This window comes from Streptomyces sp. NPDC014861 (assembly GCF_043081625.1).
GTDB lineage: Bacteria > Actinomycetota > Actinomycetes > Streptomycetales > Streptomycetaceae > Streptomyces.
The window spans coordinates 556,196-569,642 of record NZ_JBIBWV010000003.1; the positions used below are offsets into that span (position 1 = coordinate 556,196).

The window sequence follows — 13,447 nt, forward strand, 5'->3', positions numbered from 1 at the left end:
CGACCGGGCGGCACCCGGGAAGCGGTCGGGAAGCGACCGTCCCGCCCCGGGGATGCGACCGGGCGGCACCGGGGAAGCGGTCAGGACGGCCGGTGGCACATGCGCGACCGGTCGAGCCTCCCTACGATGAAGGCGTAGGTCTCGCTGTTCTGACTGGCTCGTCGAGAGCGAGGGAACATGGCCGCCGAGGATGCCGCGCCCCCGGAGCGCCCCGTAGGTCTGAAGTCCAATGCCATCGGCTTCGTCGACGCGCTCGTCATCGGGCTCAACTCCACCTCCCCCGCGTACTCGCTCGCGGCCGTCATCGGCCCGATCGTCGCCCTCGTCGGCATCTACGCGCCGGGCGTGATGGTCGCGTCCTTCGTGCCGATGCTGCTGATCGCCTCGGCGTTCTACTACCTCAACAAGGTCGACCAGGACTGCGGGACGACCTTCTCCTGGGTCACCCGGGCCATGGGCCCCTGGGCCGGCTGGCTCGGCGGCTGGGCCATCGCGATGACCGGCGTCCTGGTCGTCGGCTCGCTCGCCGACGTCGCCGTGAGCTTCGCCCTGATGGCCGTCGGCCTCGACAGCTGGGTGGACAACACCTTCGTACGCCAACTGCTCACCGTGCTGCTGATCCTGGTGATGACCGCCGTGTGCGTCATCGGCACCGAGCTGTCGGCCAAGGTGCAGAACGTCCTCATCCTGGCGCAGGTCGCCTGCCTGCTGATCTTCGTCGCCGTGGCGCTCTACGCCGTCTACAACGGCACCAGCAAGCACCCGTCGGCCGATCCGGAACTCAGCTGGCTCAATCCGTTCGGCGCCGGCGGCGCCGCGCTGACCGGCGGGCTGCTGCTCGGTGTCTTCATCTACTGGGGCTGGGAATCGGCGGTCAACCTGACCGAGGAGGTCAAGGACTCCGCCAGCGCGCCCGGGAAGGCGGGGCTCTGGTCGACCGTCGTCCTCCTCGTGACCTACGTGTCCGTGGGATTCGCGGTCGTGGCGTACGCCGGCCCCGCCTTCCTGTCGGAGAACGCGGGCGAGGAGGAGTTCATCTTCGCCCAGCTCGCCGGGGACGTCCTCGGCGGCTGGGACTGGATCCTGCTGCTCGCCGTCTCCACCTCGGCCATCGCCTCCACCCAGACCACCATCATCCCGGCCTCGCGCACCGCGCTGTCCATGGCCCGCCGCCGCGCGCTCCCCGCGCACTACGGCCACATCAGCCCGCGCTTCCGCACCCCCGACGTCAGCACCTGGTGGGTGGCCGGCATCGCCATCGCCTGGTACCTCGTGGTCAGCCAGATCAGCGAGAACGCCCTGTTCGACTCCCTCACCGCGCTGTCGCTGCTGATCTCCTTCTACTACGCCCTCACCGGCCTGGCCTGCGCCGTCTACTACCGCCGCCACCTCCTGGAGAGCGTCCACAACTTCCTGCTGATCGGGCTCGGCCCCCTGGTCGGCGCGGGCCTGCTGGCGTGGCTCCTGGTGCGGTCGGTCTCCGACATGGCGGACCCGGAGAACTCGTACAGCGGCACGTCGTGGTTCGGGCTCGGCCCCCCGCTCGTCATCGGCATCGGCATCGCCGCCACCGGCGTGGTCGTCATGCTCGTGTGGCGCCTGCGGTCCCCGGCGTTCTGGCGCGAGCGCCCCGGCGTGGCCGACCCCGACCTGGTCCACGGCCACGGACCCGGCCACGGCAAGGAGTCCTGAGATGTCGGTCGTTCTGGGCTACGACGAATCCCCCGGAGCCGCCCGGGCGCTGCGCATCGCCGTCGAGGTGGCCGCCGCCTTCGACGAACGGCTCGTCCTGGTCTACGGCGCCGCGGCACCCGGCCCCACGGGCGAGGAGTACGCCTCCCATCACGAGGCCATCCGCCAGGCCGGCCGCACCGGCCTGGAGCACGCGGTCGCGGAGGCCGACCGGGCGGGCGTACCGACCGTCGTCGAGGTGATCGACGAGAAGCCCGCCCAGGCCCTCATCGAGGCGGCGAACCGCTACGCCGCCCGCGTCATCGTGGTCGGCAGCTGGGGCGAGAGCCCGATGCGCGGCGCGCTCCTCGGCTCGACACCCCACAAACTCCTGCACATGTCCACGGTCCCCGTCCTCTGCGTCCCGCCCGAGGACTGACCCGCCCGACCCGCCCGACGTGCCCCCGCCGATGCCGATGCCGATGCTGGCACCGAAGCCATGCTCCACGCCGGGGACGCCGGCCGGTCGCGCGACCCGGGGGATCGTGGAGACTGAAGAGGTGACGGAGCCGGACAGGAAGACGGTATGGCGCCTGGAGCAGACGATCCTCAGGCTGCTGCGGCACCGTGCACCAGGCGCGTCGATCTGTCCGTCCGACGCGGCACGCGCCGCGTACGAGGGGGACGACGACGGCTGGCGCGCCCTGATGGAGCCGGCCCGCCTCGCGGCCCGCCACCTGGTCGACGAGGGGGAGGTCGAGATCACCCAGCGCGGCCGTCCGATCGCACCGGGCGAGGCCAAGGGTCCGATCCGCATCCGGCGGGCCCGCTGACCCGAGATCCGTCGGGTCGGCCCGCGCCCGACCCGTCCGCGAGACCCGCCAGGACGTCCACGACATCCACGTCGTACCGGCGACCCCGTCCGATCGCAGGTGCCCCGCGCCCGCCCCGGCCCGTGCCCGCCCGGACGGCCTTCCCCCTCCTGCGCCGGAGGTGGCCCTGCGGCGCCCGTCGGTACCGGCCTCGCGACGATCGTTCGATCGGGACGTTTGCAATCGTCAGGAGGGCGAAGACGTCACCTGACACACACGTCGGCTGTCGGGCAGGAGAAGCACATGGGCATCGTCAAGGTCGCCGCGATCGTCGGCCCGGCCATCCTCCCGGCCGTCCGTCGACCGGTCACGGGGGACCGGCGTCACCACCGTCACGCCTGAGCGGACCGACCCCGCCCGTGGGCCGACGGCTCCCCCTGTGAGGGGGAGCCGTTCCGTGCTCGCGGAGGGGACAGGCGTCGGGGCCTGTACGCCGTCGGACGGAGTCCTGGGCGCACACGTCCCGACCGAGGAGCAGAAGGAGAACAGCTGTATGCCTGACAGAGAGCCGTCGCGGGGCGGGTCCACGCCCGACACCGCGGAAAGCGACCCGGCAGAGGAACGGATCCAACGCATACGCCGGCGCCTGGAGCGCCTCATCGGCGTCGCGGCGACCGAGGGCAACTCCGTGCGCCCCCTGCGCAACGGGGACGAGATCTTCGCCGCCATGCTGGACGCGGTCGGCAAGGCCCGCCACACCGTCGACATGATGACCTTCGTCTACTGGCGAGGCGACATCGCGCGGCGTTTCGCCGCCGCCCTGTCCGACCGGGCCCGCGCGGGCGTGCGGGTGAGGCTGCTGCTGGACGGGTTCGGCAGCCGCCTCATCGAGCGGGACCTCCTGGACCGGATGAGCGAGGCCGGGGTCGAGGTCGCCTGGTTCCGCAAGCCCCTCCACCTCTCGCCGTTGAAGCAGAACCACCGCTGCCACCGCAAGGTCCTCGTGATCGACGAGCAGACCGCCTTCACCGGAGGCGTCGGGATCGCCGAGGAGTGGTGCGGTGACGCGCGCGACTCCAGCGAGTGGCGGGACACGCACGTCGAGGTCCGGGGCCCCGCCGTGGACGGCATCGCCGCGGCCTTCGCCCAGAACTGGGCCGAATGCCACACGGAACTCTTCGACGAGCGCGACCGGTTCGTGAGCCACCGCCCGAGCGGGAGCGCCATCGTGCAGGTCGTCCGCGGCTCGGCCGCCTTCGGCTGGCAGGACATGCAGACCCTGATGCGCGTGATCCTCGAATCGGCCGAGGAGCGGATCCGTCTGGCGACCGCCTACTTCGCCCCCGACGACTACTTCGTCGAGCTGCTCTGCGCCACGGCCCGCCGAGGCGTGGAGGTCGAGATCCTGCTGCCCGGCCCCCACACGGACAAGAGGGTGTGCCGGCTCGCGGGCCAGCACCGCTACGAGGCGCTGACGGCGTGCGGCGTGCGCATCCACCAGTACCAGCCGACCATGATGCACGCGAAGATCATGACCATGGACGGCGTGGTGTCCCTGGTCGGATCCACGAACTTCAACCGTCGCTCCCTCGACCACGACGAGGAGGTCATGCTCGCCGTCATGGACGCCGACTTCACCGCCACCCTCGACGCGCACTACGACGAGGACCTCGAATCCAGCGAACTGATCCGCCGGGACCGCTGGAAGCGGCGCTCGCTGCTCCAGCGCGCACGGGAGACCGCGGTGCTGCCCCTCCTCCGCTATCTGTGAGTCGAGCCGAGCCGAGCCGGTCCCGGCGCCCGCCGGTGCTCCACCGACCCGGCCCCGGTCCTCAGTCTCCCGTCCCCGGTCCCCGCGAAGGTCGCGGGGACCGCGACGCTCCTGCCCGAGGCCGCGCCGGAACGATCCGCCACCGCTCTCGTGATCATGCCCTTGACCTGCGGATTTCGTAGAAGTCCCGGGCGTGAACAGTCGGCGAACCCCTGGCGTGACGGGTTTTGGAGGTGCCGTGTCTCGTCCTAGCCTCCCCGGCATGCCCGACTTCTCACGCCGCAAGGTCCTCGGCACGCTCGCCGCAGGCTCCGCGCTCTCCGTCCTGCCTCCCTCCCTCCTGACGGCCATGGCCGCCCCCATGCCGCGCGGCGGCCTCCGCGCGGTCGAGCACGTCATCGTGCTGATGCAGGAGAACCGTTCCTTCGACAACTACTTCGGCACGCTCAGAGGTGTGCGCGGATTCGGCGACAGGGGAGCGCTGCGACTGCCCGACGGCGCCGGAGTGTTCGAGCAGCCCCGCGCCGGCGGTCCGGCCGTCCTGCCGTTCTCCGCACGGCAGGCGGCGGTCGACGCCGGACGGCCGGAGGGCGACATCCAGTACCTCGGCTCCCTGCCGCACGGCTTCGCCGACGGGGTGCAGGCCCGCGCGAACGGCTGGTGGAACGACTGGATCGCGGCCAAGGGGCAGAGCACCATGGCCCATTACGACCGGCGCGACATCCCCCTCCAGTACGAACTCGCCGACCGCTTCACCATCTGCGACGCCTACCACTGCTCCGTCTTCGGCTCCACCAACCCGAACCGCAACTACCTGTGGACCGGTACCACCGGCTTCGAGCCCGGCGGGGGGAGCCGGGCCGTCACCAACGCCGCGTACTCCTACGGCCACGCCGGCTACGACTGGACCACCTACCCGGAGCGCCTGGAGGCCGCGGGGGTGTCGTGGCAGATCTACCAGGAGTGGGACAACTTCACCGACAACGCGGTGGAGTACTTCAAGCCGTGGAAGCGGATCGGCCGGAAGATCCTCACCTCCGCCGGGTTCGCCCAGGCCACCACCGAGGAGTTCTACGACAAGCTGTGGGCGAAGAGCGAGGGCGAGCGGCGGGCGGACCTCGCCCGGTTCCGTACCGCCGTCGACGCCCTCCCCGAGGACGAGCGCCGGCTCTTCCTCCGCGGCGCGTACCGCTCCGAACCGGGGACCCTGGTCACCCGGATCAAGGCCGACATCAAGGCGGGGACCCTCCCCAGAATCAGCTGGGTCGTCCCCACCGCCGCGCTGTCCGAGCATCCCGGCTCCTCCACGCCCGCCGGCAGCGCCGGCCTCGTCTACGACCTGCTGGACGCCATCGCCTCGGACCCCCGGACCTGGTCGAAGACCGCGCTGTTCATCAACTTCGACGAGAACGACGGCTACTTCGACCACGTCCCGGCCCCGACCGCCCCGAGGCCCGACACCGGCGACGGCGACGACTGGGTGGGCGGCCGCCCCGTCGGCCCCGGACCGCGCGTCCCGATGACCGTCGTGTCCCCCTGGACGGTCGGCGGATTCGTGAACTCGGAACTCTTCGACCACACCTCGGTGATCCGCTTCCTGGAGAAGTGGACCGGGGTCCAGGAGCCCAACATCAGCGCCTGGCGGCGCAGCGTCTTCGGCGACCTGACCTCCGTCTTCGACTTCGATCGCGCCTACCGGCAGCCCGAGGTGGAGCGGCCCGGCGCGGTCCCCGCGCCGATCGGACGCTGGAACCCGGTGCCGCCCGCGGCGCAGAAGAGGCCCCGCCAGGAGCCGGGCGTCCGCCCCACCCGCCCCTCGCCGTACCGGCTCTCGCTGCGCGCCACCGTCACCGACACCGAGGTGCGTCTGGGGCTCGGCAACGACGGGCGGCGGACCGCCGTGTTCACCGCGTACCCCGGGGACGGCACCGCTCCGCGGGTGTGGACCGTCGCCGGCCGGGACAGCGCCGCCGGCAGTCTGCCGTACGGCCCCGAGGGCTACGACCTCCAGGTCCACGGCCCCGGTTCGGCGCTGTGGGAGCTCCGAGGCGCGGGGGCCGGAGCCGAGGCGCGCGTCGTGGAGCGGGGGCACGCCCGCCGCGTGGACGTGGAGTGCGGCAACCAGTCGGCCCGGACCCGGACGCTCCTCGTGGGCGAGTCCACCCATCCGCGGCGCGGCGAGGAGGGCGTACGGCGGGTCCGGCTGGCACCCGGCCGGAGGACGACCGTGTCCGTGCCGCTCGCCCGGCACGGCTGGTACGACATCGTGGTGCTCGACGAGGACGACCCGTGCTTCCTGCGGCGGATGTCCGGCCGGGCCGAGGACGGCCGGCCGGGCGGCACCGACCCGGCGATCGGCACCGGACCGGCCCTGACCGCGGCGCTCTCCCTGCCCGCGCCCCTGCCTCCGCTGACCGCGCCGCTCGTGCAGGGCAGCCCCGCCGAGGTGGTGGTACGCGTGAGCAACGAGGAGCCGGGCCGTCTGCGGGACCTCTCGGTGGCGCTCACGGCACCGGCCGGCTGGACGGTCGAGCCCGCCGGGCCCCGCCCGCGGAGCCTGCCCGGAGGCGGTGCGGCGGACCTGCGCTTCACCGTGACCCCCGCGGCGGACGCCACCGCCGCCACCCTCACGGTCGTCGCCCGCGGCGAGGGCGACGGCCTGCTGCGCGTCGCGGAGGCCCGGGTGCGGGCCGACGTCGCGCGCGCGGTGAGCCTCACCCTCACCGCGCCGGCGAGCTCCCCGGGCACCGACGGCTGCGCGGCGTACCCGGACACTCCGCTGCCCGTGACCGCGACGGTCACCAACGCGGGGAGCGTGCCGCTCACCGCCCTGTCGGCGGCTCTGGCGGTGCCGGACGGATGGCGAGCGGAGGCGGCCGCCGGCACCCCGGTCTCGGTGCCGGCCCGTACGTCGGTGAAGGTGGTGTGGCGGGTGACGGCGCCGCCGGCGGCGGCCCGCACCTCGGTGACCCTGAAGGCGACCGTCGGCGGACGCGCCCACGGGGGCGCGGCGGTGGAGCGGACCGCGTCGCTGGACACCCGCGTGGGGCCGGTGATGACCGGTCATCTGTTGGCCGAGAACTTCGAGTCCCTCGCCGACCGGCTGGCCCCGGCCACCGACCTGAGCCGTCCGGGGCTCAAGGGGTGGACGCGGACCGCGCCCGAGGGATGGACGGTCACCAACGCGGCCGGGATGCCGCAGGGGACGGAGGAGCTGAACGGCTGGACGTTCCTCTCCCGGCAGTTCTGGTTCCCCGCCGGCCAGGAACGCGGCGCGTTCGCCCGGTCCCTGGGCATCGTCGCCGTCGCCGACCCGGACGACTGGGACGACAAGGGCAGCCCCTCCAGCCGCGGCACCTTCGACTCGACGCTGACGACGCCCCCGGTCGAGATCCCGGCGGGCACCCCGACGCTGCACCTCGGCTTCGACTCCCACTACCGGCAGGAGAGCCCGCAGGAGGCGGAGGTGACCGTGGTCTACGACACCGGCGCCACCTCGCGCGTCCTGCACTACTCCAGCGCGGCGTCCGGGAACACCAACGCCGGCCGCGACCAGCAGAACCGCCTCGTCACCTGCTCCTTCCCGGTGCCGGCCGACGCCCGCTCGGTGAAGGTGGGCTTCCGCGTCCACCACGCGGGCAACAACTGGTTCTGGGCCGTCGACAACATCAGGCTGAGCACCTCCCCGATCACCGACGCCTGACCGACCGACAGCCCCGGGGGGCGGGGGCCGGTCGGTGGATCGGTGGATCGACCGGCCGCCGGCGGACCCGTGCGCGAGGCTTCCGCGGCCTCGCATCGAGCGGCGCGACGGCCTCGTCCCCGGCGGAGTGCGCCGGGGACGGAGCCGCCGCGTGGCGGGCGCCCCCCTTCACGCGGGAGGCCGGCGGGTCAGAACTGGAGCGACCAGGCGTTGATGTAGCCGGTGTCGTTGACCCAGTTGTCGGTGGCGCGGAGCTTCCAGGTGCCGTCGGCGGACTCGCCGGAGGCGTTGACGGTGAAGGTGCCCTGGATGTTGTCGGCGCTGTCGTTGGAGTTGTAGTCCTTGAGGACGAAGGCGGTGCCGTCCGGGGCGACGAGCTCCAGCCTCACGTCACCGCGGTAGGTGTGGCGGACGTCGACGGTGACGGCGAGGTTCGAGGGGGCGTTGCCGGTGACTCCGGTGACCGCCAGCGGGGAGTCGACGGTGGCGTTGTCACGGATCTGGTGGTCGTCGGTGTTCTCGAACTTCTTGCCGGTGGGCGGCGGGGTGGTGCCACCGGTGCCGGTGTGGAGGAGCTTGTTGGGCGAGCCGGTGCGGGCGTCGGTGACCTTGTCGGCCGTGGCGTCGGCGACCAGCTTGTCGCGGACCTGGGCCGGGGTCCAGGTCGGGTTGGCGGCGAGCAGCAGGGCGGCCGCGCCGGCGACGTGGGGGGCGGCCATGGAGGTGCCGCTCATCGTCTGGGAGGCGGTGTCGCCGGAGTTGGAGGTGGAGACGATGCTGTCGCCGGGGGCGAAGATGTCCAGGCAGGTGCCGTAGTTGGAGCCCTGGCCGTTGGACCAGCCGGTGGCCCGGGCGTCGCGGCTGTTGGTGGCGCCGACCGTGATGGCCGACGGGGTGGAGGACGGGGAGTACGAGCAGGAGTCGGCGTTGTTGTTGCCGGCCGCGACGACCCAGGTGACACCGGAGGCTATGGAGGCCGCGACCGCGTCGTTCACCGACTGGGTCTTTCCGCCGCCGATGCTCATGTTGGCCACAGCGGGCTTGACGGCGTTCTTGGTGACCCAGTCGATGCCCGCGAGGACCGGGGCCCAGGTGTCGCCCGAGGTGCCCTGGCAGTTCAGCACGCGGACGCCGATGAGCTTGACGCCCTTGGCGACGCCGTAGGAGCCGCCTCCGACGGTGCCCGCGACGTGGGTGCCGTGCCCCTGACAGTCGGAGGCGTTGGAGTCGTTGTCGATGAAGTCGTAACCGCTGACGGCGCGGTTGCCGAAGTCGCGGTGGCCCATGCGGATGCCGGTGTCCACGATGTAGGCGTTCACGTTGGAGGCGGTCGTGCCGTAGGTGTAGCCCTTGTCCAGGGGAAGGCTGCGCTGGTCGACGCGGTCCAGGCCCCAGGAGGGCGGCGAGGGCTGGGTGTCGACCGCGTAGGCGATGCCGTCGGCTTCCACGCGGGCCACGCTGGGTTCGGCGGCCAGCTCCTGGGCCTGGCGCTCCGTCATGCGGACGGCGAAGCCGCGCAGGGCGGCGGTGTAGGTGTAGCGCAGGCTCCCGGCGTGGCGCTCGGCCAGGGCGCGGGCGGAGGCGGGCACGTCGGCCGAGGCGACGGAGCCCTTGAAGGTGACGATGTAGGAGCCTTCGACCGCGCCGGGCCGGTCCGCGCCGACGATGCGGTTCTCCCCGCCGCCGGGCGGTGCGGGCGCGGCCGTGGCCACGGTGGCCGCGGAGGCCACGGCGAGCAGGGCGGCACTGGTACTGATGGCGAGCAGGCGCCGGAGGGCGCGAGCGTCGAACTCCATGACTGCTTCCTTCGTGGGAGGTGTCCGGACCGGGGTCGGTGTCCGGAGGGCGGCATCCGCTCCGCCGGTGCTCCGGGCGCGCTCCGTCAGGGATGGGAGGGCGCGCCCGGAGGACGGCCGCCGGCCGGCCGGGACGGTGGTCCGGGTGGGGACCGTGACGATCCGTCGGCCGAGGGCGGTCGTACGGGCGCCACTGGTGGCGGCGCCCGGACTGCGGGACGGGGTGACGTGGCGTACGGAGCGGACTCCGCGACGCACGGGTCCGGTCGCGCCGTTCGGCTGCGTGGGGTGCTGCCGACCCTTGCCTCCGGCGGTTGGGGACCGTGGTGGGCGGGGATGGCGCGACCGGACCGCCCAGAGCTTCGGTCAGCCGGGAGGAGGCCGGCAATGCGTAGCGCTACCCAAAGAGTGGGGACGGGGCATCGCCGCCCGCCGCCCGGCGGGGACCGCGCCGGGACGACGGAATTCCATGGGTGGTCGCCCCCTATTGCGACGCAGGCCCCGCCGGCGGTAGACCACCTGCGGGCGGACCCATCTGCCCGGCGGACACCGCGACCGCGCCCGCGGCGCGACGCGTGGAGTCCGGTCCCCGGGACCTCCACGACGTGCGACGGAGCCACCGCGGGACCGGTGAGAGGCGGAGCCGTGGAGAGACGCCCCTGCGACACGCCGCACGGCGAAGTGCCCTCCGGAGGGGCTGGGTTCGTCGGCCGGTACGAAGAGGCACGGCGACTCCGGGCGGCCCTGCGCGCGGGGCGCGGTGTCGTCGTCGTGCGCGGGGAGGCCGGGGCCGGGACGTCACGCCTCGTGGACGAGGTGCTCGGCGGGGCGGAGTTCGCGGAGTGGACGCAGCTGCGCGGTACATGCCCGGACGAGGCGGATGCGCCGCCCCTCGATGCCGTCGCCTCGGCCCTGGCCCAACTCCCGTACCGCCCCGGCCAGGCCGACCGGATGACACCGCTCACCGGAGTCGTGGGACTCGTCGTGCCCGAACTGGCCGACCGCCTGCCGGACCCGCCCGTGTCGGCCTCGGACCCGGAGGTACGTCGAGGGCTGCTGCCCCGCGCGGTGGCGGCCCTGCTCGCCTCGCTCGGCGACACCGTGCTGGTCCTGGAGGAGGTCCACCTCGCCGACCCCGCGACGCTCCGGCTGCTCGACCGGCTCACGGACGACCTGCCCGCCGGGCTGCGACTGGTCCTGACCGAGGACGCCGCCCCTGGGCTGCCGGTCCTCGGCCTCCGCACCCCGGCGGGGTGGCGACGCGAGGAGATCCGCGTACAGCCCTGGACACCGGAGGAGACGGAGCAGTGCGTCCGCCGGTGGTCGGCGGGGTGCCCGCGGGTACGGACGGAGGAGCTGCCGGAGCTCGCGGCACTGGTGCACGAACTGTCCGGTGGACTGCCCGGAGCCGCCGTCGCCCTCCTCGACGACGCCGAGGAACTGCTCGCGACCGGTACGGAGGACGGCACGGCGGGCCCCGACGCGCTCGCCGTCGTACGGGACGCGGCGGTGCCGGCGCGGGTGTCCCGGGAGTTCGCCCGGCGGTGCGCGCCCCTGGGGGAGGAGGCCCGGCGGATCGTCGAGGCCGCCGCGGTCCTCGGCCGGCCGGCCCCCGTCGCCGTCCTCGCCGAGATGGCTCAGTGCCCGCCCGGCGCGGCCGAAGCGGCGGTCGACGCGTGCGTACGCCGGTCCGTGCTGCGCGCCGAGGGGGCGTCGCTGTCCTTCCGGCATCCACTGGACCGCCGGGCCGCGCTGGCGCGGGTCCCGGGGCCGCGCGCCGCGCGGCTCGGTCTGCGCGCGGCCCGCGTCCTCCACCGCGCGGGTGACGGGCCGGTGCCGCTGGTCGACCTCGCCCGGCTCTACACGGCCGCCGGACACGACCGCGAGGGCCTGCGCTGCCTGGTGGTGGCCGCCGACCGGGCGGCGGCCACCGGCGACTACGCCACCGCCACCCGGCTGTACACCCGGGCCGTGGTCGAGGACACCCGGGCCGAGGGCCGGGTGCGTACCGCCGCGAAACTGGCCCGCACCGCCCAACTGGCACGGGCCGGCGAGCAGGTGGTCGCCGCCGTGCGCACCATCCTCGACGAGGACGACCCGCCGCCCCGGCTGCGCGGCGAGATCCGCCTGCACCTCAGCGTGGTCCTGCGCAACCAGACCGGCGGAGCGCTGGACAGCCTCGAAGAGGTGGCCCGCGCCATCCCCGACCTGGAGGCGTCCGATCCGCAGACCGCCGCACGGGCCATGGCGGTCGCCGCCATCCCCTCCATCCAGGGCTGGCCCGTCGACCGGCACCGGCACTGGCTGGACCGCGGCGAGACGCTCACCGAGCAGGTCACCGACCCCGTCGCACGGGCCGCCATCGCCGCCAACCGGGCCACCGCCCTGATGCTCGTCGGCGATCCGCGCGCCTGGCACGCCGCGGAGGCGCTGCGCGGGCCGGCCGGATCCGCCATGGAGGCCGCGCACCACGCCCGGGGCTGGACCAACCTGGCGCACGCGGCCAGCGCGCTCGGACACGGCACGCGGGCGCGGGACTTCCTCGACCGGGCCGTCACCGGCCTCGCCGACAGCAGCAGCCCGTACCTGGAAGGACTCGTCGGCACCGCCCGGCTGGTCCTCGCCTGGCACGGCGGACGCTGGGACGGTCTGCACGCCGCCGCCGACCGCACCACCCGGCTCTACCAGGAGATACCCGACCTGACCGCCGAGGCGATGCTGGTGCGCGGACTGACCTCGCTCCACGCCCTCGGCGACGTCCCCCGGGCCCGTCACGACCTCGCCGAGGCCGCCCGCACCGCCCGCTACGACACCGGCTTCATCCTCACGTCCTCGGCCGCCGCCACCGCACGCGTCCACCTGGAGGCGGGCCGCCCCGGCCAGGCGTGCGAGGCCGTGGAGGACGTCCTGCGCCGGATCGAACGGACCCGGGGCTGGGTGTGGGGGAGCGAAGTCCTGCCCGTCGCGGTGGAGGCCCTCCACGGCGACGGCCGCGCGGCGCGGGCCCGGCGGCTCGTCGCCGACTTCGCCGCGGGCTCCGCGGACGCCGACGCGCCCGCCGCCCGCGCGGCGCTCACCGTGTGCCGCGCGCTGCTCGCGGAGGCCGCGGGCCGCCCCGAGGACGCCGTCGCCCTGCTGACGGACGCGGAGGAGCGGTGGCGTCTGCTCGACCGCCCGCTCGATGCCGCCCGCGCCGCGGAGGCCCGCGGACGGTGTCTGCTCGACCTGCACGGAGAGGCCGCGGCCCAGGGCGTCCAGGACGTCGTCGAGGTCTACCGGCACCTGGGCGCCCGCTGGGACGTCGCGCGTTGCCAACGGCTGCTGCGCCGCCACGCCATCGTCACCACCCACCGCCGGGGCCGCCTGGGCTACGGCGACCGGCTGTCCCCGCGCGAGGAGGAGGTGGCCCGACTCGTCGTCCAGGGCCGCGCCAACCGGGACATCGCCGAGAGCCTCGTGCTGTCCACCCGCACCGTGGAGCACCACGTGGCCCGCATCATGCGGAAGCAGCACGCCGCGTCGAGGAGCGACATCGCCCTGCCGTGAGAGAAGGCCGCCCCGGAGGCGGCCGGCGAGCCGACGAGGGCCGGTGACCGCCTGCCGTTCGGCACCCGAGGCGCGGGGCGGTCGAGCGGGGGTGGTCGACCCGCCGACCCGTCACGGGGCCGTCGAGTGGGGGCGGTCGACGCGCCGG

7 protein-coding genes are annotated in these 13,447 nt (G+C 74.1%); 6 read left to right on the forward strand and 1 reads right to left on the reverse strand.

Going from position 1 to position 13,447, the window contains the following annotated elements; translation table 11 throughout:
* The first annotated feature begins 177 nt into the window (after positions 1-177).
* The 5 genes from ACF1BN_RS09080 to ACF1BN_RS09100 all read left to right on the forward strand — a co-directional run bounded on the left by ACF1BN_RS09080 (position 178) and on the right by ACF1BN_RS09100 (position 7,957).
* On the forward strand, positions 178-1,692 hold the full coding sequence (locus tag ACF1BN_RS09080; RefSeq protein ID WP_392330926.1) for an APC family permease: 1,515 nt from the start codon (positions 178-180) through the stop codon (positions 1,690-1,692).
* A 1-nt stretch (position 1,693) separates the two neighbouring features.
* The gene (locus ACF1BN_RS09085) at positions 1,694-2,110 is read left to right on the forward strand and encodes a universal stress protein (protein WP_392330927.1); all 417 of its coding nucleotides are present in this window, start codon (positions 1,694-1,696) and stop codon (positions 2,108-2,110) included.
* Between the two features lie 121 nt (positions 2,111-2,231).
* Entirely contained in the window at positions 2,232-2,504 is a 273-nt protein-coding gene (locus ACF1BN_RS09090) for a DUF3253 domain-containing protein (RefSeq protein WP_392330928.1), read from the forward strand.
* A 532-nt stretch (positions 2,505-3,036) separates the two neighbouring features.
* Complete coding sequence (locus ACF1BN_RS09095; RefSeq protein WP_392330929.1) at positions 3,037-4,254, forward strand: phosphatidylserine/phosphatidylglycerophosphate/cardiolipin synthase family protein; 1,218 nt, start codon at positions 3,037-3,039, stop codon at positions 4,252-4,254.
* Between the two features lie 262 nt (positions 4,255-4,516).
* Positions 4,517-7,957, forward strand: a complete 3,441-nt coding sequence (locus ACF1BN_RS09100) for a phosphocholine-specific phospholipase C (protein WP_392330930.1) — start codon at positions 4,517-4,519, stop codon at positions 7,955-7,957.
* A gap of 188 nt (positions 7,958-8,145) precedes the next feature.
* Here the strand turns inward: ACF1BN_RS09100 and ACF1BN_RS09105 are convergent, their stop codons facing one another.
* Positions 8,146-9,753, reverse strand: a complete 1,608-nt coding sequence (locus tag ACF1BN_RS09105; protein WP_392330931.1) for a S8 family peptidase — start codon at positions 9,751-9,753, stop codon at positions 8,146-8,148.
* A 645-nt stretch (positions 9,754-10,398) separates the two neighbouring features.
* Here ACF1BN_RS09105 and ACF1BN_RS09110 point away from each other — a divergent pair.
* Positions 10,399-13,299 carry an ATP-binding protein gene (locus tag ACF1BN_RS09110; RefSeq protein ID WP_392330932.1) on the forward strand — a complete coding sequence of 967 codons (2,901 nt, stop codon included), beginning with the start codon at positions 10,399-10,401 and terminating at the stop codon, positions 13,297-13,299.
* Positions 13,300-13,447: the final 148 nt, after the last annotated feature.